Annotated in this window: 19 protein-coding genes; 8 read left to right on the top strand and 11 right to left on the bottom strand. The window is 69.2% G+C overall.

Going from position 1 to position 23,085, the window contains the following annotated elements; translation table 11 throughout:
- Positions 1-13 precede the first annotated feature (13 nt).
- The 5 genes from EGK63_RS11105 to catB all read right to left on the bottom strand — a co-directional run bounded on the left by EGK63_RS11105 (position 14) and on the right by catB (position 5,106).
- Positions 14-853, bottom strand: a complete 840-nt coding sequence (locus tag EGK63_RS11105) for a cell division protein FtsQ/DivIB (RefSeq protein ID WP_125901509.1) — start codon at positions 851-853, stop codon at positions 14-16.
- Positions 841-1,779, bottom strand: a complete 939-nt coding sequence (locus tag EGK63_RS11110) for a D-alanine--D-alanine ligase (protein WP_125901510.1) — start codon at positions 1,777-1,779, stop codon at positions 841-843. The genes EGK63_RS11105 and EGK63_RS11110 overlap by 13 nt, the downstream gene beginning before the upstream one ends.
- Before the next feature lie 119 nt (positions 1,780-1,898).
- Positions 1,899-2,807 (bottom strand): UDP-N-acetylmuramate dehydrogenase, encoded by a 909-nt coding sequence (murB, locus tag EGK63_RS11115; protein WP_125901511.1) that lies wholly within the window; start codon positions 2,805-2,807, stop codon positions 1,899-1,901.
- Between the two features lie 150 nt (positions 2,808-2,957).
- Positions 2,958-4,403, bottom strand: a complete 1,446-nt coding sequence (gene murC / locus EGK63_RS11120) for a UDP-N-acetylmuramate--L-alanine ligase (protein WP_125901512.1) — start codon at positions 4,401-4,403, stop codon at positions 2,958-2,960.
- A 61-nt stretch (positions 4,404-4,464) separates the two neighbouring features.
- Complete coding sequence (gene catB, locus EGK63_RS11125; RefSeq protein WP_125901513.1) at positions 4,465-5,106, bottom strand: type B chloramphenicol O-acetyltransferase; 642 nt, start codon at positions 5,104-5,106, stop codon at positions 4,465-4,467.
- A gap of 305 nt (positions 5,107-5,411) precedes the next feature.
- On the opposite strand from catB, the gene EGK63_RS11130 reads away from it, so the two are divergent.
- From EGK63_RS11130 to EGK63_RS11140, 3 genes are all read left to right on the top strand, one after another.
- Complete coding sequence (locus EGK63_RS11130; protein WP_125901514.1) at positions 5,412-6,491, top strand: site-specific DNA-methyltransferase; 1,080 nt, start codon at positions 5,412-5,414, stop codon at positions 6,489-6,491.
- 132 nt (positions 6,492-6,623) lie between these two features.
- On the top strand, positions 6,624-7,715 hold the full coding sequence (locus tag EGK63_RS11135; RefSeq protein ID WP_125901515.1) for a glycosyltransferase family 4 protein: 1,092 nt from the start codon (positions 6,624-6,626) through the stop codon (positions 7,713-7,715).
- 118 nt (positions 7,716-7,833) lie between these two features.
- On the top strand, positions 7,834-9,981 hold the full coding sequence (locus EGK63_RS11140) for a glycogen debranching N-terminal domain-containing protein (protein WP_125901516.1): 2,148 nt from the start codon (positions 7,834-7,836) through the stop codon (positions 9,979-9,981).
- Here EGK63_RS11140 and mutY read toward each other — a convergent pair.
- A complete protein-coding gene (gene mutY, locus EGK63_RS11145; RefSeq protein ID WP_125901517.1) occupies positions 9,978-11,000 on the bottom strand; it encodes an A/G-specific adenine glycosylase in 1,023 nt (340 codons plus the stop codon). The two genes, EGK63_RS11140 and mutY, sit on opposite strands and share 4 nt — an antisense overlap.
- A gap of 21 nt (positions 11,001-11,021) precedes the next feature.
- On the opposite strand from mutY, the gene EGK63_RS11150 reads away from it, so the two are divergent.
- The 4 genes from EGK63_RS11150 (at position 11,022) to smc (ending at position 16,432) form a co-directional block, all read left to right on the top strand.
- Positions 11,022-11,585 carry a DUF721 domain-containing protein gene (locus EGK63_RS11150; protein ID WP_125901518.1) on the top strand — a complete coding sequence of 188 codons (564 nt, stop codon included), beginning with the start codon at positions 11,022-11,024 and terminating at the stop codon, positions 11,583-11,585.
- 99 nt (positions 11,586-11,684) lie between these two features.
- A complete protein-coding gene (locus EGK63_RS11155) occupies positions 11,685-12,320 on the top strand; it encodes a thioredoxin domain-containing protein (protein WP_125901519.1) in 636 nt (211 codons plus the stop codon).
- A 4-nt stretch (positions 12,321-12,324) separates the two neighbouring features.
- Positions 12,325-12,981, top strand: coding sequence for a DsbA family protein (locus tag EGK63_RS11160; protein ID WP_125901520.1), 657 nt, complete (start codon positions 12,325-12,327; stop codon positions 12,979-12,981).
- Between the two features lie 10 nt (positions 12,982-12,991).
- Complete coding sequence (gene smc / locus EGK63_RS11165; protein ID WP_125901521.1) at positions 12,992-16,432, top strand: chromosome segregation protein SMC; 3,441 nt, start codon at positions 12,992-12,994, stop codon at positions 16,430-16,432.
- Between the two features lie 224 nt (positions 16,433-16,656).
- On the opposite strand, the gene EGK63_RS11170 is transcribed toward smc, so the two are convergent.
- On the bottom strand, positions 16,657-17,517 hold the full coding sequence (locus EGK63_RS11170; protein ID WP_125901522.1) for a WecB/TagA/CpsF family glycosyltransferase: 861 nt from the start codon (positions 17,515-17,517) through the stop codon (positions 16,657-16,659).
- An 84-nt stretch (positions 17,518-17,601) separates the two neighbouring features.
- Here EGK63_RS11170 and EGK63_RS11175 point away from each other — a divergent pair, with 84 nt between their 5' ends.
- Entirely contained in the window at positions 17,602-18,051 is a 450-nt protein-coding gene (locus EGK63_RS11175) for a hypothetical protein (RefSeq protein ID WP_125901523.1), read from the top strand.
- A gap of 4 nt (positions 18,052-18,055) precedes the next feature.
- On the opposite strand, the gene EGK63_RS11180 is transcribed toward EGK63_RS11175, so the two are convergent.
- The 4 genes from EGK63_RS11180 to murD form a co-directional block, all read right to left on the bottom strand.
- Entirely contained in the window at positions 18,056-19,183 is a 1,128-nt protein-coding gene (locus EGK63_RS11180; RefSeq protein ID WP_125901524.1) for a mechanosensitive ion channel family protein, read from the bottom strand.
- Between the two features lie 64 nt (positions 19,184-19,247).
- Positions 19,248-20,342 carry an undecaprenyldiphospho-muramoylpentapeptide beta-N-acetylglucosaminyltransferase gene (gene murG / locus EGK63_RS11185; RefSeq protein WP_125901525.1) on the bottom strand — a complete coding sequence of 365 codons (1,095 nt, stop codon included), beginning with the start codon at positions 20,340-20,342 and terminating at the stop codon, positions 19,248-19,250.
- Between the two features lie 152 nt (positions 20,343-20,494).
- The gene (ftsW, locus tag EGK63_RS11190; RefSeq protein ID WP_125901526.1) at positions 20,495-21,676 is read right to left on the bottom strand and encodes a putative lipid II flippase FtsW; all 1,182 of its coding nucleotides are present in this window, start codon (positions 21,674-21,676) and stop codon (positions 20,495-20,497) included.
- A complete protein-coding gene (gene murD, locus EGK63_RS11195; RefSeq protein ID WP_125901527.1) occupies positions 21,673-23,070 on the bottom strand; it encodes a UDP-N-acetylmuramoyl-L-alanine--D-glutamate ligase in 1,398 nt (465 codons plus the stop codon). Before murD ends, ftsW begins: the two co-directional genes overlap by 4 nt.
- Between the last annotated feature and the right edge of the window lie 15 nt (positions 23,071-23,085).

The following is a 23,085-nucleotide window of genomic DNA, read 5'->3' on the forward strand; positions in this document are numbered from 1 at the left end:
GGAAGTCAGAGGGTCAAACGGCGCCTTCGGAAGGGCGAACGGCCACTTCTTCCGGCGTGCGAAGGTCGATGCGGGCGAAGCCCAGGTCCAGCAGGCGTTCGCGCTGGTCCAGGGCGTCGAGGCGGATAAGGGCGGATTCCTGATCCACGGCGGGCAGCTGGATCAGGGCGCCGTCCTTGAGGCGCAAGTCCCAGCGGCGCTCGTCCACGCGGACCAGGGCGTCCACCTTGGCCATCAGGCGCGGGCGCTGGGCCAGCAGGGGCAGGACGTCGGACGCAGCCTGATCGGCGCCCTTGCCCACCACCAGCGGCAGGCGCGGATAGCGGCCCGCGTCGGCTCCCGGAATGACGATTCCTTGCGCGTCGATGACGTGGGCCTTGCCGCCTACCTGCCAGACGGCGAGGCGGTCGTGCTCCTTGACGTCGACGATCAGGGTGTCGGGCAGCAGGCGCACCACGCGCGCCTCCTTGACCCAGCCGACCGACTGCACCCGGTCGCGCACGGCGGCCAGGTCCAGGCTGACGATAGGCTGGTCGGCATGGACGCCGACGGCGGCGCGCACGGCGGCGGCGGCCTCGGGCGAGGCGCCGGTGACGTGAACCTGACGCACCTTCAGACCCATGCCGGTCGTCATGGCGTCAAAGCGTTCGGTGACGGCCGTCGAGATACGCTCGGCCCGCGCGCCGGTGGCCAGCACGGCCGCCAGTATGCCGACGCCGACCACCAGGGTCGCCGCCACGACGCGCGGCGACATGTCCAGACGGCCGATCTCGGCCGCGCGGCCGGACGGAGCGCCGCGCGCGCCGCCCTTGCCCGAAGACTGTCGCCGACCGCCGCGCACTACCGCGGGCATGAGGCGTCCTCCACCATCCAACGAACCAGTTCGCGATAATCCATACCGACAAAGGCCGCCTGCTCGGGGACAAGCGAGGTCGGGGTCATGCCGGGCTGGGTGTTCACCTCCAACAGAACGAGAACGTCGTTAACATCGTCATAACGGAAGTCGGCGCGGGAGACGCCTCGGCACCCCATGGCCGCGTGGGCCAGCTCAGCCTGACGTAAAGCCTTGTCAAAAACGTGCGCGGGCAGCTCGGCGGGCAGGACGTGGCGCGAGCCGCCGGGCGCGTATTTGGCTTCGTAGTCGTAGAAGCCCTTGGTCGGGGTGATGTCGGTGATGGTCAGAGCGCGCGGGCCGGTCGCCTCGCCGATCACGCTGACCGCCAGTTCCTTGCCGGGAATGAAGGGCTCGACCATGACCTGATCGCCATAGGCCCAGTCCTCGGCGCCGACCTCGGCCACCGGGCGGTTGGCGCCCTCGCGCACCAGGAAGACGCCGACGGACGAGCCTTCGGCGTTCGGCTTGACCACATAGGGCGGGTCTATGACGTGGCGGCTGGCCACCTCGTGCCGGTCGAACAGGCCGCCGCCAGGCACGATGACGCCCGCCGCCTGCAGCACGGCCTTGGACTTGTCCTTGTCCATCGCCAGGGCCGAGGCCAGGACGCCAGAGTGCGTGTAGGGAATTTTCAGCGTCTCAAGGATGCCCTGAACGCAGCCGTCCTCGCCCCATTTTCCGTGCAGGGCGTTGAAGACGACGTCGGGTTTCAACGCCGTCAGCACCTGAGCCAGATCGCGCCCGGCGTCGACGCGCGTGACCTTGGCGACCTGCCCTTCCAGGGCGTCCGCGCAGCCGCGCCCCGAGGACAGGGAGACCTCGCGTTCCGACGACAGACCGCCCATCAGGACAGCGACATGGAGGGTGTTCAGGGGCGTACGCATGGCGACATCCGAAGACTAGCCCACCCCTATGCCCTGAATACGGTTAACCGGTTGGAAACGATACGGGGGCGTGGAAGGAAATTCGTCACCTTCTTCCTTCTCCCCTTGAGGGAGAAGGATTACGGGCGCCCGATCCGCTTGATTTCCCAGTTCAGATGCACGCCGGTCTTGGCCAGCACGTCAGCACGCACCGCTTCGCCCAGACCCTCGATATCGGCGGCCGTCGCCTCGCCGGGGTTGATCATGAAGTTGGAGTGCAGTTCGCTGAACTTGGCCCCGCCGCCTGTGACCGCGTGCAGCTTGCCGCGCCAGCCCGCCTCGTCGACCAGCTTCCACGAGGAATGGCCGTCAGGGTTCTTGAAGGTCGAGCCGCCGGTCTTCTCGCGGATCGGTTGGGTCTTCTCGCGGCGCTCAGTGATCTCGTTGATCCGGGCGGCGACAGCCTCGGGCGCGTCGGGCGTGCCGCGATAGGTCGCCTCGATCCAGATGATGCCCGCTGGAGCGTTCGAGTGACGGTAGGTGTACCCGAAGTCGGCCAGGGCCAGTTCGACCCGCTCGCCCTTGCGGTTCAGGCCCCAGGCGGTCACCAGCACGTCTTTCGTCTCCGAGCCGTAGCAGCCCGCGTTCATCGTCAGAGCGCCGCCGATCGAGCCGGGGATGCCCGCATAGAACTCCAGCCCGGCGATGCCCGCCTTGGCAGAGGCGCGCGCCACCATGCTGTCCAGCGCGCCCGCGCCCGCCGTGACCGTGACGCCGTCGGTCGTCACCTGCCCCCAGGCGCGGCCCGCCAGACGGATCACCACGCCTTCGACCCCGCCGTCGCGCACGATCAGGTTGGAGCCGACGCCGATCGCCGTCACCGGCACGTCCTCGGGCAGGGCCTTGAGGAAGTCGGCCAGATCATCGACGTCCGCCGGAATGAACAGGGCGTCCGCCGCCCCGCCCACGCGGAACCAGGTGTAGGGCCCCAGCGGCTCGTTCAGCAGCAGCTTGCCGCGCACGGCGGGGAGGTTGTCAGTCCAGGCCATCCGATAAATCCGCTCATCCCGGCGGACGCCGGGATCCAGTGCTTTGGCTGCATCCAGCCGTTTGACGTTGATCCGATGTAGGGCGGCAAGGCTTCGTCGTGAAGCTCTCGCTGGATCCCGGCGTCCGCCGGGATGAGCGGGAGCATGAGATTAAGCCAACGCCTCCAGCTGCGCCGGCAGGGCGTAGGCCCAGCTGGTGATGTCGCCGGCGCCCAGCAGGACCACCAGATCGCCGGGCTTGGCCTCATCCTTGATGACGCGCGGCAGGACGGCCGCGTTCTCCAGCGCCGCGACGTGGCGGTGGCCGTAGCGGCGGACGCCCTCGACCAGGGCGTGCTTGTCCACGCCCTCGATCGGCTGCTCGCCCGCCGGATAGACGTCGGCGACCAGCACGCTGTCGGCGTCCGAGAAGCAGGTGGAGAAGTCCTCCATCAGATCGCGCAGGCGGGTGTAGCGGTGCGGCTGGACCACGGCGATGACGCGGCCGGTGTTGTCGGCGTTCTGCACCACCTGGCGCGCGGCCTTCAGCACGGCGGCGATCTCGACCGGGTGGTGGCCATAGTCGTCGATCACGCGCACGCCGTGGGCCACGCCCGTGGTGGTGAAGCGGCGCTTGACCCCGCCGAAGCCGGCCAGGCCAGCGCGGATGGCGTCCTCGTCCACCCCGATCTCGCGCGCCACGGCGATGGCGGCCAGGGCGTTGGAAACGTTGTGCCAGCCCGCCATCGGCAGGTGCAGGTTCTCGATACGCGCAGGCTCGCCCAGAGCGGCCATGCCCTGCCCCTGGATCACCACGTCGAAGCGCGAGCCGTCCGGATCCATGCGCACATTGTCGGCGCGGACCATGGCCTGAGGGTTCAGGCCGTAGGTGACCAGACGGCGGTTGTCGATCTGGGCCGCCAGCTTCTGCACCTCGGGGTGATCCAGGCAGACCACGCCAAAGCCGTAGAAGGGAATGTCCTCGATGAAGTCGCCGAACGCCTTCTTCACCGCGTCGAAGTCGCCGTAGTGGTCCAGGTGCTCCGGGTCGATGTTGGTGATGATCGCCACCGTGCATTTGAGGCGCAGGAAGGAGCCGTCGCTCTCATCCGCCTCGACCACCATCCAGTCGCCCTCGCCGACCTTGGCGTTGGTGCCATAGGCGTTGATGATGCCGCCGTTGACCACCGTCGGGTCCAGCGATCCGGCGTCCAGCAGGGCCGCGACCATCGAGGTCGTCGTCGTCTTGCCGTGCGTGCCGCCGACGCCGATCGAGAACTGCAGCCGCATCAGCTCGGCCAGCATCTCGGCGCGGCGCACCAGAGGAATGCGGCGTTCGCGCGCCACCGCCAGCTCGGGGTTGGTCGGCTTGACCGCCGTGGAATAGACCACCGCCGAGACGCCCTCGGTCACATGGGCGGCGTCGTGGCCGATGTAGATGCGGGCGCCCAGCTTCTCCAGACGCTCGGTATTGGCGCTGGCCTTGGCGTCCGAGCCCTGCACCTGATAGCCGATCTTCAGCATGATCTCGGCGATGCCGCTCATGCCGATGCCGCCGATGCCGACGAAGTGGACAGGCCCGAGGGCGAACGGAACGGGGCGAAGACGACGGATCATCTTCGCCCCATAGCTCAAACAGGATGCGATTTGCACCATGCCTTCGCCGGGATGAGCGGGTTTATACCGCCTGGACCTCCGCCCATTCGCGCCAGAAGGCGTACAGGGCGGCGATGTCGCCGCTGCACAGCATGGGCATGGCTTGGCCCAGACGCGCGTCGTCCCAATCCCACCACTTCATCTCCAGCAGCATGGCGACGCTGTCGTCGTCGAACCGCTTGCGGATGACCCGGGCCGGATTGCCGCCGATGATGGCGTAGGGCTCGACATCGCGCGTCACCAGCGCCCGCGTGCCGATCACGGCGCCGTCGCCGATCTTCACGCCGGGCATGATGATGGCCTCGCTACCGATCCAGACGTCGTTGCCGATGACCGTGTCGCCCGCCGGTCGGAAGGCGTCGACCGCCCCGGCGAGATGCGGAACCTCGGGCATGTAGAAGAAGGGGAAGGAGCTGGCCCAGTCGTTCCGGTGCCCCTGGTTGCCGGCCATGATGAAGGCGGCGCCGCTGCCGATCGAGCAGAAGTCGCCGATGATCAGCCGGTCCACGCCCGGCTCGGTCATCAGATAGCGGGCGCAGTCGTCAAAGCCGTGGCCGTGATACCAGCCGGAATAATAGCTGTAACGCCCGACGATGATGTTGGGGTTGGTCACCAGATCGGACAGCAGTCGGCCCTTGAACGGGCTTTCGAAAACCTGAGTCATGGAAATCTCTATGTGCGCGGCCGCACCCGGTCAGCGCCGGGCGGCCTTGGAATTTTTACTGGAGGGTATGAAGCGCGCAGCCTTGATGCGCCGGGCGAGACCGGGTCGCACAGGGTGCGCCGCTCGGGGGCGTCAAGCCCGCACGGACGCTATCAGAAGGGTCTGACCGCCATTTCCATGTGGCGATTATGGCCCCGTTTCGTCGCAACGCAATCCACGCAATCGCCGCCGCGTGAATCTTGGTTACTCCGCCTTAACCGTAAGGATTCACCATAAGCGTCTCATCTGTCCGGGGCCGCTTTTCCATGTCCGAGTTGAAGACCGACGTCATCCTGCGTGGCGACTGCATCGAGGTGCTGAAGGGCCTGCCGGACAAGTCGGTGGACATGGTCTTCGCCGACCCGCCCTATAACCTGCAGTTAGGCGGCGACCTGCTGCGGCCGGACAACTCCAAGGTCGACGCGGTCGATGACGACTGGGACAAGTTCGACAGCTTCGCCGCCTATGACGCCTTCACCCGCGCCTGGCTCGGCGAGTGCCGTCGGGTGCTGAAGGACGAGGGCAGCCTGTGGGTCATCGGCAGCTATCACAACATCTTCCGCCTGGGCGCGGCGATGCAGGACCTGGGCTTCTGGGTGCTGAACGACATCATCTGGCGCAAGTCCAACCCGATGCCGAACTTCAAGGGCACGCGCTTCACCAACGCCCATGAAACCCTGATCTGGGCCGCCAAGTCGCGCGAGCAGAAGCGCTATACCTTCAACTACGATGCGCTGAAGGCCTTCAACGAAGACACCCAGATGCGCTCGGACTGGACCCTGGCCCTGTGCACCGGCGGCGAGCGGCTGAAGGACGAGAACGGCGACAAGGCCCATCCGACCCAGAAGCCCGAGGCCCTGCTGCACCGCGTCCTGCTGTCGGCCAGCCGCGTCGGCGACGTGGTTCTGGACCCCTTCTTCGGCACCGGCACCACGGGGGCGGCGGCCAAGCGTCTGGGCCGCCACTTCATCGGCATCGAACGCGACGAGACCTACGCCAAACTGGCCGAGAAGCGCATCAAGGCCGTCATTCCGGCCGCGCCGGAAGACCTGGTCGTCACCGGCTCCAAGAAGGCCGAGCCCAAGGTGCCGTTCGGTGCCCTGGTCGAAGCCGGGCTGCTGGCGCCGGGCGACAAGCTGTACTGCCCCAAGGGCGAGCGCGAGGCGCGGGTGCGGGCCGACGGCTCGCTGGTGTCCGGCGCCCTGACCGGCTCGATCCACAAGCTGGGCGCCCTGCTGGAGAACGCCCCGGCCTGCAACGGCTGGACCTACTGGCGCTTCAAGACGGATACGGGGCTGCGCCCCATCGACGCCCTGCGCGCCGAAATCCGCGCCGGGATGCAGTAAGGCAGCGGCTTCTCACCGCCGCATAACCTACAGGCGGCATTGAAGAATATCGTTCCAGCAACGCTGGAACCCGGCGATCCTGGGCGGATTGAGGTTTCGGCGTCGCGTCTTCACGCGACGCAGGAGCCTGCCATGAAAATCGCCCAAGTCACGCCCTTGTACGAGGCCGTGCCGCCCCGGCTTTACGGCGGCACGGAGCGCGTGGTCGCTCACCTGACCGACGCCCTGGTCGAGCTGGGTCACGACGTCACCCTGTTCGCCAGCGCCGAGGCGCGCACCCGCGCCCGCCTGATCCCGGTTCGCGATCAGGCCATCCGTCTGGACCCCGCCGCGTTGAAGTCCGATCTAGCGGCCCACATGGCCCAGTTGGCCGAGGTGCTGGACCGCGCCGACCGTTTCGACGTCATCCATTTCCACACCGACATGATCCACTTCCCCTTCTTCGAGGGCTGGGCCGACAAGACGGTGACGACCCTGCACGGGCGGTTGGACCTGAAGGATCTGGCCCCGATCTACGCGCGCTGGACGGAGTACGGCCTGGTGTCGATCTCCGACGATCAGCGCCGCCCCCTGCCCCACGCCAACTGGCGGGCGACCGTGCATCACGGCATGCCGGGCGACCTCTATCGCTTCTCGCCGCGATCGGAGGGCTATCTCGCCTTCCTGGGCCGCATTTCGCCAGAAAAGCGGCCCGACCGCGCCATCGAGATCGCGACCCGGCTGAACAAACCGCTGAAGATCGCCGCCAAGATCGACGCCGCCGACCACGCCTATTGGGAGACAAAAATCGAACCTCTGGTGCGCGGCAATCCCCTGGTCGAGTTCGTCGGCGAGATCGGTGATGCGGAGAAGTCCGCCTTCCTGGGCGGGGCCGAGGCCCTGCTCTTCCCCATCGACTGGCCCGAGCCGTTCGGCCTGGTGATGATCGAGGCCATGGCCTGCGGCACGCCCGTCTTCGCCTTCGCCTGCGGCTCGACGCCCGAGATCATCGAGGACGGGGCCACCGGCTTCCTGGTCGCGACCATGGAGGAGGCGGTCGCCGCCGCCGCCCAGGCGCACCGGCTGGACCGGGAGGCCATCCGCGCGCGGTTCGACCTGCGCTTCTCGGCCACAGCCATGGCGCGGCGGTATCTGGACGTCTACGGCGACATCCTGGCGCGGCGGCCGTTCGCGGCGCCGATGCGGAGCATCGAGGAAGAACGCAGCTTCGCCGCCCTGGCCTGACCTCTCCGCCTGAACAGCCGAGCCTGACGACGAACGCCGTTTTCATCTGAACTGAACCGCCTCCCCGGCCGTTCGCTTGTGACTTCAGTAGGGGGACGAACCGCAAGCGGAGACGCTTATGGACGACGCCTATTCTGTCCAGGCCACGGCCGCCGACACCAATGATCAGGACGGTCTCGAGACCCTGATGGCGCTGAAGGACGGCGACGCCTTCCTCGTCGCCGATCACTGGGGAGACGTGAAGGCGGGCGCAGACGGCCTGTTCGAGCGGGACACGCGGCTGCTGTCCCGCTTCGTCCTGACGGTCGGGCGCGCGCGGCCGTCACGGCTCAGTTCGGGCGTGACCAAGGACAACGTTTTCTTCACCTGCCATTCCACCAACCGGCCCCTGCCGCCGATGGGCGGGCGCTCCGCCCCGGCGGGCGTGCTGCATCTGGAGCGGCGGCGCTTCCTGTGGGACCGGCGGCTGTTCGAGCGGGTGCGGATGGTCAACCACGGCGTCGAGGACATCCTGCTGCCGCTGACGTTCGAGTTCGACGCGGACTTCGCCGACATCTTCCAGGTGCGCGGCACGGTGCGGCCCCGGCACGGCGAAATCCATCCGCCTGTGATCGACGGACGGCGCGTGACCTTCAGCTACACCGGGCTGGACAGGGTGACGCGCACCAGCTGCCTGGCCTTTTCCGAGCCGCCCGCCCGCCTCAGCGCCAGCCGGGCCGAGTTCATGTTCAGCCTGCCGCGCGGCCGCAGTCTGGACCTGTTCGTCGAGTGCGGCCTGGACGCCTGCGAACAGCCGGACGAGGCGCGCTGGCGCTGGCACGCCATTCTGGCGCGGCTGGCCATGCGACGACGGCTGCGGCGCGGCGCCATCGTCGAGGGCGGCCGCAACCAGGGCTTCAACGACTGGCTGCGGCAGTCGAGGGCCGACATCGCCCTGCTCGTCACCGACCTGCCGACGGGCCCCTATCCCTATGCGGGGACGCCCTGGTTCTCGACCCCGTTCGGGCGCGACGGCATCATCACCGCCTGGCAGATGCTGTGGATAGACCCCGGTCTGGCCAAGGGGGTGCTGACCTATCTGGCCTCGCGTCAGGCGACCGAGACCAACGCCTTCATGGACTCCGCCCCCGGCAAGATCATGCACGAGACGCGCGGCGGCGAGATGAGCGTGCTGGGCGAGGTGCCCTTCGGCCTCTACTACGGCGGGGTCGACACCACCTGCCTGTTCATCGCCCTGGCCGGCGCCTACGCCAAACGCACCAACGACTATGGAACCATCCGCGCCCTGTGGCCCCATCTGATCGCGGCGGCGGGCTGGATGAGCGACTACGGCGACAGCAACGGCGACGGCCTGATCGACTACGCCCGCGCGGCCGACACCGGCCTGTCGAACCAGGGCTGGAAGGACTCCGAAGACTCCATCTTTCACGCCGACGGCCGCTTTCCCAAGGGCCCGGTCGCCCTGCTGGAGGTCCAGGGCTACGCCTTCGCCGCCTGGAAGGCCCTGGCCGAGATGGGCGCGGTGCTGGGCGAAGGCCGCGCCCTAGAATGGGCGGCGCGGGCCGAGGCGCTGCGCGCCCTGGTCGAGGACCGCTACTGGATGGAGGACGAGGGCTTCTACGCCATCGCCCTGGACGGCGACGGGGAGCAATGCCGCGCCGTCGCCTCCAACGCAGGGCACCTGCTGTTCATGGGCCTGCCCTCGCACGAGCGGGCGCGGCGGGTGACGCGGCGGATGCTGACGGCGGAATTCCGTTCGGGCTGGGGCCTGCGAACCCTGGCCAAGGGACAGGCCCGTTTCAATCCGATGAGCTATCACAACGGCTCGGTCTGGCCGCACGACACGGCCCTGGCGGCGGCGGGCATGGCCCGCTACGGCGAACGGCGGGCCGTCGCCATGCTGCTGGGCGAGATCTACGGCTCCGCCGCCCATTTCCAGATGCGCCTGCCGGAATTGTTCTGCGGCTTCGTGCGCGAGACCGGCGAGCCGCCGATCGCCTATCCGGTCGCCTGCCTGCCCCAGGCCTGGGCGGCGGGGTCGGTCTTCCTGATGATGCAGTCGGTGCTGGGCCTGAGCATCGACGCCGCCGAGGGGCTGGTCGAGGTCAACAATCCCGCCCTGCCCGCCGGGCTGGACCGGCTGTCGATCACGCGGCTGAAGGTCGGCGACGGGGTGATCGACCTGCATTTCCAGCGTCTGAACGGCCACGTCGTGGTCATGCCGCGCGAACGTAGCGGCGCGGTGAACCTGAGGGCGACGGGTTAGGCCGCGCCCAACCCGCGCTCCAGCGCCTTCCTGAAGACGGTCGGCAGGGCCTTCGCCGCCTCGGCCGCTGTGGTCCATAGGAAGTCGCCCTGCCCCTCGGCCACATGCACCTCAAGCGTCAGGCTGAAGTGGGTGAAGACGTGCTCGACCGATCCAGCCGCCCGCCAGTCACCCTCCATCGGCGGCGCGAACTCCGGCGCCGCGCCCCAGTCCGAGGTCGGCAGGCCCGCCATGCCGCCCAGCAGCCCCTTGTCCGGTCGCCGCACCAGGGCGACGCGCCCCGCGTCATCGGTCAGCACATAGACGTGGCCGCGCCGATGCGGCCGCTCGGCCTTCTTCGTCTTCAACGGATAGCGTTCGGGCGCCCCCGTCTTCAGCGCTTCGCAACCGAAAGTCAGAGGACACTGGTCGCACAGCGGCGACCGGGGACGACAGACGCCCGAGCCGAGATCCATCAGCGCTTGCGCCCAGTCGCCGGGTCGGTGGTCGTCGACGAACAGGGCGGCCAGGCGGCGCAGCTCGGGCCGCGCGGCGGGCAGCGGAGTCTCGACCGCGAACAGGCGGCTCATCACCCGTTCGACATTGCCGTCGACGACGTTGGCGGGTCGATCGAAGGCGATGGCGGCCACGGCGGCGGCGGTGTAGGCGCCCACCCCCGGCAGGGCCAGCAGCTCGGCCTCGGTCTGCGGGAAGGCCCCGCCGTGATCCGCCGTCACGGCGCGGGCGCAGGCCAGCAAATTACGCGCCCTGGCGTAGTAGCCCAACCCCGCCCAGGCGGCCATCAACTCGGCGTCTTCGACGGCGGCCAGGTCGCCCACCGTCGGCCAGCGCGTGGTGAACCGCTCGAAATAGGGCGCCGCGTGGGGCACCGTCGTCTGCTGCAGCATCACCTCGGACAGCCAGACGCGATAGGGGTCGGTCTTCGCCGTCGCACCCGGCGGCGCGCGCCACGGCAGGCTGCGCGCATGGGCGTCATACCAATCGAGCAGGGCGGCGCGAAGAGAGGGGACGTCGAGCATGGGTCAGGCTATATAGGACGAATGCGTCGTCCCCTGCCCACCGAAAGCGAAGCGCGCGAAATCCTGGCCCGCCGCCGGACGCGCCCGCCGTTGCGCCCGCCGCCCCCGGCGGGCCGGTCGCTGGCGCCGCTGATCAAGAAGCTGGACGCCCAGTTCGGGCGCGGCGCCTCGGCGCTGGAGCCGCGCTGGGTCGAGATCGTGGGCGAACGGCTGGCCCGCGTCACCCGTCCGCAGAAGCTGACCAAGGGGCGCGGCAATGCGGGCGGAACGCTGGAGCTGCGCGTCGCCGGGCCCGCCGCCCTGTTGGTCCAGCACCAGTCGGCCGACATCATTCAGCGCGTGAACCTGTTCCTGGGCGCAGGCTCGGTCGAGAAACTGCGCATCGCCCAGGGGCCGGTGAAGCCTCTGCCCGCTTCAGGCGCCAAGCCCCGCCCGCGCGGCCGCGCCGTCCTGCCGCCCCTGCCCGCCGCGACGGAAGCTGCGCTGAACGCCTCGGTCGAAGCGGCGCCTGACAGCTTGAAAGCGGCCTTGGGCAAGCTGGGCCGCGCCGTGCTGTCGCAGCCCCCGCGCGACGAGGAGCGTTGACAAACCTTCGCCATCGGCGTTCTCGACATTCAGACGATTTCGCCAGCGCGCACGAATCGCGCGACGTTTCTGAATCTCATTTCTGACAAGGACCAGCCGATGGCCCCGATCTTCAAATACGCCGCCATGAGCCGCCGCGCGGCCCTGTCCGCCGCCGCCCTGGCCTCGATGGCCGTGCTGGCGGGCTGCTCGGCCGGCGGCGCGGGCGGCGAGGTCGAAGGCGACATGGCCAAGGGCGCGCCCGAGGGCGCCAAGGTCACGGTCGTGGAGTACGCCTCGGTCACCTGCGGCCACTGCGCCGTGTGGAATGAAGAGGTCTGGCCCGAGTTCAAGACGAAGTACGTCGACAACAACAAGGTCCGCTTCGTCTTCCGCGAATTCCCGACCCCGCCCCAGGACATCGCCGTCGCCGGCTTCCTGATCGCGCGCTGCGCCGGTCCGGACAAGTATTTCGACGTCGTCAGCGACATCATGGCCAGCCAGAAGGAATGGCAGGCGGGCGTCGCGCCGCGCACCACCCTGTTCCGCGCCGGCCAGGCGGCGGGCCTCAGCGAGCAGCAGATCAACGACTGCATCCGCGACAAGGCCGCCATCGAGGCCATGGAGAAGCGCATCCAAGCCGGCATCAGCGCCGGCGTGACCGGTACACCCTACTTCACCGTCAACGGCGTGAAGGTGGCGGACAACTCGCTGTCGGGCCTGTCCGAAGTCATCGACGCCGAACTGGCGAAGTAAGCCGATGCTGCGGTCGCGCCTGACATTCAAAGCCCTGTTAGGCGCAGCCGCCCTGGCGGCGGTCGCCGTCGCCAGCCCCTCGGCGGCGCTCGACCCAGCCGTGACGCGCGCCTCCGCGACGGCGGCCGTGCCCGCTGTCACGGCGGCGGACCGCGTGATGGGCCGGGCCGATGCGCCGGTGACGGTGATCGAGTACGCCTCATTCACCTGCAGCCACTGCGCCCATTGGACCAACGACGTCCTGCCGCAGTTCCAGGCCCGCTATATCGACACGGGCAAGGTGCGGCTGGTGTTCCGCGACATGCCCACGCCTCCGGCCCAGATCGCGGCGACGGCGGCGGGCATCGCGCGCTGCGCCGCCCCGAACCGCTTCTTTGACGTGGCCCACAGCCTGATGAGCGGTCAGGCCGCCGCCTTTGAAAAAGGCGACGCCCGCGACTGGTTCGTCGCCGCCATCGCCTCCAGCGGCCGCAGTCAGGAACAGATCGAAGCCTGCATGAAAGACCCGGCGACCAGCCAGGCCCTGCAGGCCGAGGTCGACGGTGCCGTGGCGGCAGGGGTGACGGGCACGCCGTCCTTCTTCGTCAACGGCAGGAGGGTCAGCGACCATTCGCTGGAGGCCCTGTCGGCGGCCATCGACCCGCTGATCCGGGCGCGCTGATCGAGACGCGATGCAGTTCCAGCGCCTCCGGCTCGTCGGCTTCAAATCCTTCGTCGACCCGGCCGAGGTGCAGATCGAGGCTGGGCTGACCGGCATTGTCGGGCCGAACGGCTGCGGCAAGTCGAACGTGCTGGAAAGCCTGCGCTGGGTCATGGGCGCCAACTCGGCCAAGGCCATGCGCGGCCAGGGCATGGAGGACGTGATCTTCGCGGGCGCCGCGGGCCGTCCGCCGCGCAACCACGCCGAAGTCCAGCTGACCATCGACAACGCCCAGAAGCGCGCGCCCCAGCCCTTTACCGACAGCCCCATGCTGGAGGTGTCGCGCCGGATCGAGCGCGGGCGCGGCTCGACCTATCGCATCAACGGCAAGGAGGTGCGGGCGCGCGACGTTCAGCTGCTGTTCGCCGACGCCTCGACCGGCGCCAACAGCCCGGCCCTGGTGCGTCAGGGCCAGATCAGCGAACTGATCGCCGCCAAGCCGCAGAACCGCCGCCGCATCCTTGAAGAGGCCGGGGGCGTGGCGGGCCTGCACACTCGGCGCCATGAGGCTGAGTTGCGGCTGCGGGCGGCCGAGACCAACCTCGACCGCCTCGACGACATCGGCAAGGAGCTGGAGTCGACGCTGAACCGGCTGAAGCGCGAGGCGCGTCAGGCAGAGAAGTACAAGAAGATCTCGGCCGAGATCCGCGCCCTTCAGGCGGCCCTGCTCTACGTCCGCTGGACCGACGCCAAGACGGCGGCCGAGACGGCGGCGGCCGAACTGCGCGAAGCCGACCGGCTGGTGGCCGAAACGACCACGGCGGCGGCGGCGTCCCAGACGGCGGCCCTGAACGCTCAGGAGGGCCTGAAGCCTGCGCGGGAAGAAGACGCGGTCGCCACCGCCCTGCTGAACCGGGCCATCATCGAGCGCGACCGGCTGGACATGGCCGAACAGGCCGCCCGCGCCGAGGTCGACCGCCTGAAGGCCGAGGTCGCCCGCATCGAGGCCGATCGCGTGCGCGAGGACGGTATGGCCGCCGACGCCGGGCGCGAACTGGAACGGCTGGACCGCGAGCTTGAGAAGCTGAAGGCCGAAATCGCCGCCGCCCCCGAGCGCGGCCCCGAGCTGGAACGCGCCCTGCTGGAAGCCGAGGACGCCCGCAAGGCCGCCGACGCCGAGGTCGAACGGCTGGCCGGGACGCTGGCCGCCGTCGAAGCCCGCGCCAACGCTGAAAGCGCGAGAAAGCGCGACGCCGAGGCCCGGCTGGCGCGCGTGAAGGGCCAGCACGAACAGGCCCGCCGCGAACGCGAGGCGCTCGGCCCGCTGGAGACGCCCGAGATCGAGACGGCCAGGGCGGCTCTGGAGACCGCCCAGACCGACCTCGCCGCCGCGCGCGAGGCCGTTGAGGCCGCCGAGGCCAAACGCAGCGACATCGCCCGCGCCGAGCAGGAGGCGCGCACCGCCGCCCGCGCCGCTGAGGACCGGCTGGGCCGCCTGCAGACCGAGGCGCGCGGGCTGGCCCAACTGCTGGTCACGGGCAAGCGCGAGCACCCTCCGGCGCTGGACAAGGTATCGGCGGCCAAAGGGTATGAGGCCGCGCTGGCGGCGGCGCTGGGCGATGATCTGGACGCAGCGCTGGACGCCCGCGCGCCGGCGCACTGGGCGGGCGCTGACGCGGCGCCGCCAGACTGGCCGCAGGGCGTCGAGCCTCTGTCCGACCATGTGACAGCGCCGGATCAGCTGGCCGCGCGTCTGGCCTTCTGCGGCGTGGCCCCGCGCGAGCGAATCGCCGAACTGGCCCGCGCCCTGCCGCGCGGCGCGCGCCTGACCACGGTCGAGGGCGACCTCTATCGCTGGGACGGCTTCGTCAGCCGCGCCGAGGCGCCGCGCCCCGCCGCCGTGCGTCTGGCCCAGCGTACCCGCCTGTCGGAACTGGAAGCCGACATCGACCTCGGCAAGCCTGCGCTGGAAACGGCGCAAGGCGCGCTGAAGGCGGCGGGCGAGGCCTTCCGCGCCGCCGAGGAAGAGGTGAAGGCCGCGCGCCTGCGCCCCTTCACGCTGGACAAACAGGTCGTCTCCGCGCGCGACCGGCTGGAATCCCTGATGCGCGATCAGGCCCGCAAGGAGGCCCGCGCCCAGTCGCTGGACGAGACCGTCGCCCGGCTGGACGGCGAGGTGCAGGAGGCCGAGGCCGCCTTCGCCGAGACCAGTTCGGTCGAATCTTCGTCCGACGTGGTAGTCGGCCTGCGCCAAGAGTTGACCGAGGCGCGCGGCGGGGCCGAACGCGCCCGGCTGGCGGCGCAAGCCGCGCGCTCGACCCGCGACGAGGAGGCCCGCGACCGCGCCATGCGCGAGCAACGGCTCGGCAGTCTGACCCGCGCCCGCGAGGGCTGGGTCACGCGATCCGGCGACAGCGCCGCCCGCCTCAAGACGCTGGAGCGCGACGCCGAGAAGGCGCAAACGGCCCTGACGAAGGCCGAGGCCGCGCCCGCCGGCTTCGCCGAGCAGCGCAACGCCCTGATGGACTCTCTGGCCGAGGCCGAGAAGCGCAAACAGGCGGCGACCGACGCCGTCGCCGTCGCCGAGGCGGGCGCCCAGGAGGCCGACCGCGCCGCCCGCGCCGCCGAAACGGCCGCCTCTCAGGCTCGCGAGAGCCGGGCGGGCCTGTCCGCCCGCGCCGAGGCCGCCGCCGAGAAGCTGGCCGAGAGCGCCGCCAACATCCGCGAAACGGCGCAGATGTCGCCCGAGGAACTGGGCCGCAAGCTGACCGACGACGCCATCGCCCGCCCGCCCGATGCCGCGGGGGCCGAGAGCCTGCTGTATGGCCTTGAGCGCGAGCGCGAGGCGCTGGGCGCCGTCAACCTGCGCGCCGAGGAAGAGGCGGCCGAATACGGCGACCGGCTCAGCGCCATGAAGACCGAGCGCATCGACCTGACGCAGGCGATTGCGAAGCTCAGGGACGGCATCGACGAACTGAACGCCGAGGGGCGCGAGCGGCTGATCGCCGCCTTCGACGTCATCAACACCAACTTCAAGACCCTGTTCGAGGCCCTGTTCGGCGGCGGCCAGGCCGAGTTGAAGCTGGTCGAGAGCGACGATCCGCTGGAGGCGGGGCTTGAAATCTACGCCTGCCCGCCCGGCAAGCGGCTGTCGGTGATGAGCCTGATGAGCGGCGGCGAGCAGGCTCTGACGGCGGCGGCGCTGATCTTCGGCGTCTTCCTGGCCAATCCGGCGCCGGTCTGCGTGCTGGATGAGGTGGACGCCCCGCTGGACGACGCCAACGTCGACCGCTTCTGCCGGATGCTGCACGAGATGCGCAGCCGCACCGACACCCGCTTCATCGTCATCACCCACAACCCGGTGACCATGAGCCGGATGGACCGTCTCTACGGCGTCACCATGCCCGAGCGCGGCATGAGCCAACTGGTCAGCGTCGATCTGCAACAGGCCGAAGAGATCGTCACGGCGTGATCTGAGGCGCGTGGTCGACTTGGACAGAAAAAACAGAGTCCAATTCGTCTGAATCGTCTGAAATCGGCGCGGTCGTCTCCTTGTCAGCCCGCGCCGTCGTCGGCGCGCTGAGGAGTATGCGGTCTGGCTAGAGGACGGCCGGTCGATCCCGTCCAGTCAAGAAAAGACCTCGAGAATTCAATGCCTCGATCAGCGTCATTGCGATGGCTGACAAGGGGCGCGGTTCAGTGTTTCCTGCGCTGCATGGCCTCTCGCACATCCGCCAGCGCCGGGCCGATCAGGAACCACGGCTCGATGCAGTAGCGCGCGAACAACCGCTTCGGATCGGCGAACAGGCGGAACAGCCATTCGACGCCCAGCCGTCCCATCCAGCGCGGCGCGGCCTTCTGCACCCCGGCCTCATAGTCGAAAGCGGCGCCGACCGGCAGGATCGGAACCAGCGGCAGAGAGGCCAGATTGTCCGCGATCCACAGCTCCTGGCGCGGCATGCCCATGCCGACGAACAGCACGTGCGGGGCGAAGTCCTTGATCGCCGCCAGAACCGCCGTATTGCCCAACGACCCCGGCGTGGCGTCGAAATAGCCGCTGAGCCCCTTCACCATCGCGCCCGGATAGCGGGTCGTCAGTCGCCGCGCCGCCTCTTCGGCCACGCCGTCCTCGCCGCCGACATAGAGGACGCGCCAGCCCTTGCGGTCGGCCAGGCTCCAGAAATGATCGCGCCAGTCCAGATAGGTGCAGCGGTGCTGCGGACGCGCCGGATGGCCCAGCAGGCGAGCGAAATGGATCAGCGGCGTGGAGTCCAGCTCGATCAGATCGGCCGCATCGTACAGGCGCCGCATCCCCGGCGTGCGCCGGATCAGATAGAGACTATGCAGATTGTGGTTGGCGACGACCCTCTGCGCGCCCGCCTCTACGCTGCGTTCGACGTGCAGCAGCACCTCTTCAGGACGAACCAGGTCGACCGGTTCGCCCAGCAGGCGGATGCGCTCCTCCGTCCGGCGCGCCTGACGAAAAGATCGGCGCGGGGCGCGCCGCCGATCAGGCGACAAACGGGCGGAATCCGGATCGGAAGGCGCGTGATGCATGCAAGCTGTCTAGCGTGGCCGTTTCAACGTCGGGTATGCGGACAGGGTTAATCCAAACAAACGCCCTGCGCATCTGGAGCGACCATGCTGATCATTCCCGTGCCCGCGCCCGTCGTGGAGGTTGCACCGGCTTCTCCGCAACTGGCGTTTACCGGCAGCAGCCGGTTCGCCGTCTTCGCCGACATCGCCTCTATCACGACGGAGCCTGAGCAGAGCGCGCACACGGTCAGAATGAGGTCGTTGCAGGTCAGCCGCGAGGACATGCTGATCGGCAGCGTCGCCTACGTCGGCGGCTGGTCCTGGTGGCGTTTCGACTGCGCGGCCTGGACAGCGGACCGGCTGGACTTCGCCTCCCTGCGCGCCGATGGGACCGAAGGCCCTGTCACGCCCGAACGCTCGCCGCCGGCCGTCATAGCCCCAAGCCAGGACGCCTCGGCCTTGGCCGCCACGGCCTGCGGCGAGGCCTTCCCTGCGGTGGAGGCGACCTCGGCCAGAGCGGCGGTGTGGATCGGCCGCGCCAGGCTGAAGCCCTGACCGATCAGGCCTCTTCAGTCTTGAGGCGCAAACCGCGTCGCGCGTCGCGGTCGAAATCCATCCGGTCGCGCGGCAGGGCCTCGGGGCATTCGTCGCGCATGAAGGCCAGCATCTTCTCGCGCACCTCGGCCCGCAGGTCGAAGGCGACCGAGGCGTTGCGCGCGCTGGTCAGGCAGCGCACCTGGGCCGTCCGCTCGGTGACATCCGTAACCTGCAACGCCACCACATCGCCGTCCCAGTGGGGCGAGGCGTGGGCGATCTGCTCCAGCTTGATCCGCAGCCGGTCGATCGGCGCCTCGTAATCCACATAGAGGAAGGACACGCCGATCAGGCGCGAATCCTCGCGCGTCCAGTTCTGGAACGGCTTCTGGATGAAATAGGTCAGCGGCAGCACCATGCGCCGCCAGTCCCACAGCTTGACCACCACATAGGTCGAGGTGATCTCCTCGACCCGGCCCCACTCACCCTCGACGATGACGGCGTCGTCCAGGCGGATCGGCTGGGCGGTGGCGATCTGGATGCCCGCGATCAGATTGGTCAGGAAGGGTTGCAGCGCCAGACCGGCGACGATGCCGACCACGCCCGCCGAGGCCAGCAGCGACAGGCCCCATTGCTTGACGCCGGGAATGGTCAGCAGCGCCAGCCCCAGGGTGATCAGGCCGATCAGTATGGCCGCCACCCGTTGCAGGATGCGCGTCTGGGTGACGTGCTTGCGGGCGTAGAGGTTGTCCTCCGCCTCCATATTGAACTTCTTCAGGTGGACGATGGCGCCCATGTCCACCGCGCCCGCCAACATCCAGCCGCACACCAGGATGAAGCCGAACAGCAGGCTGCGCCGGATGAACAGCGACGGTTCGGGGTCCAGCGGCGACACGGTGACGGCCAGGGCCAGGGCGATGATCATGACCGCGATCCGCACCTTCAGTCGGGCGCGCTTCAGCATCCCCTTCCAGAAGTCGTCGCGGTTGCGCACCGCCAGCTTCAGCAGGGCGAACACCACCTGGTTGGCCGCCCAGCCGATGAAGACGAAGACCACGGTGATGATCGACACCACCGCCCATTCCGGCAGCCAGTGGAACTGACGCCAGAGCGCAAAGATGGTGTTGGTCAGATTGGTGACGAACTGAGGCATGGGGGGAGGTTAGACGGCGCAAACAGCCACGTCATCCCGCATCCCTCTCCCGCCGGGAGAGGGTTCAGGACGCCGCCTGCTCCACCAGATCCGCCAGCCTCTGCGCCGCATCCGGGATCGCCACCGAGCGCGCAGCCGCCGACATGGCCGCCAGCCCCGCCGGATCGGACAGGATGGCGGTCAGCGCCGCCGTCAGGCTCTCGACCGTCAGGTCGTCCTCGGCGATCACCTTCGCCGCGCCCGCCTCGGACAGCGCCCGCGCGTTCAGGGTCTGATGGTCGTCCATGGCGATCTTCAGCGGGATCAGCACCGACGGCAGGGCCGCCACCGCCAGCTCCGAACAGGTCGAGGCCCCCGCCCGCCCGATCACCAGATGCGCCTTCGACAGCCGATCCGCCATGTCGCGGAAGAAGGGGGCGACCTCGGCCTCGATCCCGGCGTCGAGGTAGATCTGGCGCGCGGCCTCCAGCGTCTCGGGCCGCGACTGCTGCTGCACCTTCAGACGGTTGCGGATGGCCTCGGGCAGGGCCGCCAGCGCGCGCGGCGTGGTTTCGGACAGGATGCGGGCGCCCTGGCTGCCGCCCGTCACCAGCACATGGATCGGCCCGCCGTCCGTCGGCGCGGCATAGGCCCGCTCGAACAGGGCGCGGATGTCCGGCCGCACCGGATTGCCGACCAGCTGGACGCGATCCCTCCCCTTGTCCGGCGCCCGGCCCAGCGTGGGGAAGGCCGCTGCGATCACGCCCACGCTGGGCGCCAGATAGCGGTTGGTGCGGCCCAGCACGGCGTTCTGCTCATGGATGACGGTCGGGCGCCGTGTCGTCACCGCCGCCAGCAGGGCCGGCGCCGACGGATAGCCGCCGAAGCCCACCACCACGTCCGCGCCCGTGCGCTGGAACGCCGCCTTGGCCTGACCGACGCCCTTCAGGATCGCCAGCCCGGCCTTCATCAGGCCGATGGGACCGCGCCCGGTCGCCGCATCCAGCGCCAGCCGCTCTTCGGCCGGAAAGGCGTGGGCGTACTGCTCGCCGCGCCTGTCGGTGGCCAGCACCACGCGCCAGCCGCGCGCCGCCATCTCGCGGGCCAGCGCCTCGGCGGGGAACATATGGCCGCCGGTGCCCCCGGCGGCGACGACGCAGACCTTGGATGGGGAATTCATGGGCTCAGTCAATTTCATCCGTCATTCTCGGCCTTGTGCCGAGAATCCATAAACACCAGCGTTGAAAGTGAGAACACCGGCGCGGCTGCTCGGCGAGGTCGCGTCTCTGGATCCTCGGGACAAGCCCGAGGATGACGAAGAAAAAACGAGTCTCACGGCAGCAGGCGACGACGCGGGTTGACGTTCGACCCCAGTTCATAGGCGCCCGGACGGCGCCGGGTCAGGGCCAGTGCGAACCCCAGCGTCAGCCCCATGGCCATCATGGACGACCCGCCGTAGCTGATGAAGGGCAGCGTCATCCCCTTGGTCGGGATCAGGTTCAGGTTCACCGCGATGTTGATGCAGGCCTGCAGGCCGATCAGCATGAACAGCCCCGCCGCCGCCGTCTGTTCGAAGGAGTCGTTCAGCTTCATCGCCTTCCTCATCCCGCGAATGACGATGAAGGCGTAAAGCCCGATCATGATCAGCGACAGCACCAGGCCGAACTCCTCGGCCCCGACGGAATAGATGAAGTCGGTGTGCAGGTCGGGGACGTGGCGCTTCATCACCCCCTCGCCGATGCCGCGCCCGACCAGGCCCCCGGCGCGGATCGCTTCGGAGGCGCGGTCGATCTGGTGGGTGTCGGTCGTCTCGGGCGACAGGAAGCGGCTCAGGCGGTCACGCATGTGGCTGAACATGAAATACAGCGACACCACCCCGCCCGCGCCGACCGCCGCCAGCGCCGCCACCCATTTCAGCGGCACCCCGGCCATGAAGAAGACGGCCATGAAGGTCGTGGTGATCAACAGGGTCTGGCCGATGTCCGGCTGGATCAGCAACAGGCCGACCGTCAGCGCCCACAGGCCGAAGGCGATGCTGACGCCGGGCACGCCCTCGCCCTTCTGGGCCTCGGCGAACATCCAGGCGGCGAAGACGATCAGGCCGGGCTTGGCGAACTCGGACGGCTGCAGGCTGAACGGCCCCAGATTGATCCAGCGCGCCGCCCCCTTCACCGTATCGCCGATGAAGGGCAGGGCCGCCATGACCACGATGGCGCAGAACAGGGCCAGCACCGCGATCCGCCGCACCCCGCGCGGCGACAGCAGCGAGGCGCTCAGCATGGCGATCAGCCCCATGGTCGAGAAGACCATCATCCGCCACGAATAGTGGAAGGGATCGCTGATCGATTCATCCGCCAGGATCGCCGCCGGGCTGGAGGCGAAGCTCAACGCCACGCCCAGGGCCACCAGCGTCAGCGCCGCGCCCAGCAGGCCGCGATCCACCGTCCAGAACCAGCGCGCGATCAGGCTCTGATCATTGCGCGAAAAGGGATGGCTGTAGCTGTTGTGGGTCATGCGGCGGGCTCCGGCCGTGCGCCCAGGCTCAGGACGGCGGCGCGGAACGCCTCGCCCCGGACCTCGAAATCGGGGAACTGATCGAAGCTGGCGCAGGCGGGCGACAGCAGCACCACCTGCTCGCCCCCGGCTGCGGCCGCGTCGGCGGCGGCCAGTTCGACGGCGCGCTCCATCGTATGCGCCACGACGTGCGGCGTGTCGGCCAGGGTCACGGCGAAGGCGTCCGCCGCCTCTCCGATCAGATAGGCCTTGGTCACGCGCGGGAAGAGGTCGTGCAAGGTTTCGATGCCGCCGTCCTTGGCCTTGCCCCCCGCAATCCAGAAGACAGCCGGGTATGAGGCCAGCGCCTGCCGCGCGGCGTCGGCGTTGGTGGCCTTGGAGTCATTGATGAAGCGCACGGCGCCCAGCCGCCCGACAGCCTCCATCCGGTGCGACAGGCCGGGGAAGGTCAGCAGGCCCTCGACCGCCGCCTCATGCGACACGCCGAGCGCCCGCGCGGTCGCATAGGCGAAGGCTGCGTTCTGGGCGTTGTGACGGCCGGGCAAGGACCGCGCGGCGGTCAGATCGGCCAGCACTTCGCCGCCCGTCGTCAACATGCCCGCCGCCGCCCCATACCCTTCTCCCCTTGTGGGAGAAGGAAGAGATACGACCGTCTCGACCCGCCGCCCCTGCGCGCGCAGCTCCGCCGCAGCCTTCCGGCCCCATTCTTCATCCACCCCGATCAACGCCAGCGCCTCACCATCCTGCGCCTGGAAAACCCGGCGCTTGGCGGCGACATAGCCCTCCATCCCGCCGTGGCGGTCCAGATGGTCCGGCGAAACATTGGTCAGGATCGCCACGTCCGGCGCGAAGCTCGTCGTCAGGTCCAGCTGATAGGACGACACCTCGATCACATAGACCGCATCCGCCGTCGGCTCCGGCAGGGCCAGCACCCCGATGCCGATATTGCCGCCGATGTGGACGCCGAGGCCCGCCTGCTTCAGCACCCAGCCGATCAGGGCCGTGGTCGTCGACTTGCCGTTGGTGCCGGTGATGGCGACGACACGGGGACGCTCCCCCGGCGGCAAGGCGGCCAGCGCCCGCGCGAACAGCTCCACGTCGCCGATGACCGGCACGCCCGCCTCATGGGCGCGTTCGACGCTCCAGTGCGGCCTGGGATGGGTCAGCGGCGCGCCCGGCGACAGCACAAGGGCGGCGAACCCGGACCAGTCGGCGCGGGTCAGATCCTCGACCAGGAAGCCTTCGGCCTCGGCCTGCATGCGGCCCGAGACGCCGTCGTCCCACAGCACGGGGATCGCGCCCCCGGCCTGAAGCGCGCGCGCCGCCGTGATCCCCGACCGCCCCAGGCCGAAGACCGCGACACGACGCCCCTCGAAGTCGGGAACGGGGATCATTCCCGCACTCCGTCA

Origin of the sequence: Brevundimonas sp. 357 (assembly GCF_003938605.1) — a bacterium.
GTDB lineage: Bacteria > Pseudomonadota > Alphaproteobacteria > Caulobacterales > Caulobacteraceae > Brevundimonas.

Coding starts and splice junctions, on each gene's coding strand:
- EGK63_RS11130 (WP_125901514.1), top strand. CDS start 5,412: ATGTCCGAGTTGAAGACCGACGTCATCCTGCGTGGCGACTGCATCGAG.
- ftsW (WP_125901526.1), bottom strand. CDS start 21,676: ATGACCCACAACAGCTACAGCCATCCCTTTTCGCGCAATGATCAGAGC.
- mutY (WP_125901517.1), bottom strand. CDS start 11,000: ATGCTCGACGTCCCCTCTCTTCGCGCCGCCCTGCTCGATTGGTATGAC.
- smc (WP_125901521.1), top strand. CDS start 12,992: ATGCAGTTCCAGCGCCTCCGGCTCGTCGGCTTCAAATCCTTCGTCGAC.
- murD (WP_125901527.1), bottom strand. CDS start 23,070: ATGATCCCCGTTCCCGACTTCGAGGGGCGTCGTGTCGCGGTCTTCGGC.
- EGK63_RS11150 (WP_125901518.1), top strand. CDS start 11,022: ATGCGTCGTCCCCTGCCCACCGAAAGCGAAGCGCGCGAAATCCTGGCC.
- EGK63_RS11170 (WP_125901522.1), bottom strand. CDS start 17,517: ATGCATCACGCGCCTTCCGATCCGGATTCCGCCCGTTTGTCGCCTGAT.
- EGK63_RS11175 (WP_125901523.1), top strand. CDS start 17,602: ATGCTGATCATTCCCGTGCCCGCGCCCGTCGTGGAGGTTGCACCGGCT.
- murC (WP_125901512.1), bottom strand. CDS start 4,403: ATGATCCGTCGTCTTCGCCCCGTTCCGTTCGCCCTCGGGCCTGTCCAC.
- EGK63_RS11135 (WP_125901515.1), top strand. CDS start 6,624: ATGAAAATCGCCCAAGTCACGCCCTTGTACGAGGCCGTGCCGCCCCGG.
- catB (WP_125901513.1), bottom strand. CDS start 5,106: ATGACTCAGGTTTTCGAAAGCCCGTTCAAGGGCCGACTGCTGTCCGAT.
- murG (WP_125901525.1), bottom strand. CDS start 20,342: ATGAATTCCCCATCCAAGGTCTGCGTCGTCGCCGCCGGGGGCACCGGC.
- EGK63_RS11155 (WP_125901519.1), top strand. CDS start 11,685: ATGGCCCCGATCTTCAAATACGCCGCCATGAGCCGCCGCGCGGCCCTG.
- EGK63_RS11160 (WP_125901520.1), top strand. CDS start 12,325: ATGCTGCGGTCGCGCCTGACATTCAAAGCCCTGTTAGGCGCAGCCGCC.
- EGK63_RS11140 (WP_125901516.1), top strand. CDS start 7,834: ATGGACGACGCCTATTCTGTCCAGGCCACGGCCGCCGACACCAATGAT.
- murB (WP_125901511.1), bottom strand. CDS start 2,807: ATGGCCTGGACTGACAACCTCCCCGCCGTGCGCGGCAAGCTGCTGCTG.
- EGK63_RS11105 (WP_125901509.1), bottom strand. CDS start 853: ATGCCCGCGGTAGTGCGCGGCGGTCGGCGACAGTCTTCGGGCAAGGGC.
- EGK63_RS11180 (WP_125901524.1), bottom strand. CDS start 19,183: ATGCCTCAGTTCGTCACCAATCTGACCAACACCATCTTTGCGCTCTGG.
- EGK63_RS11110 (WP_125901510.1), bottom strand. CDS start 1,779: ATGCGTACGCCCCTGAACACCCTCCATGTCGCTGTCCTGATGGGCGGT.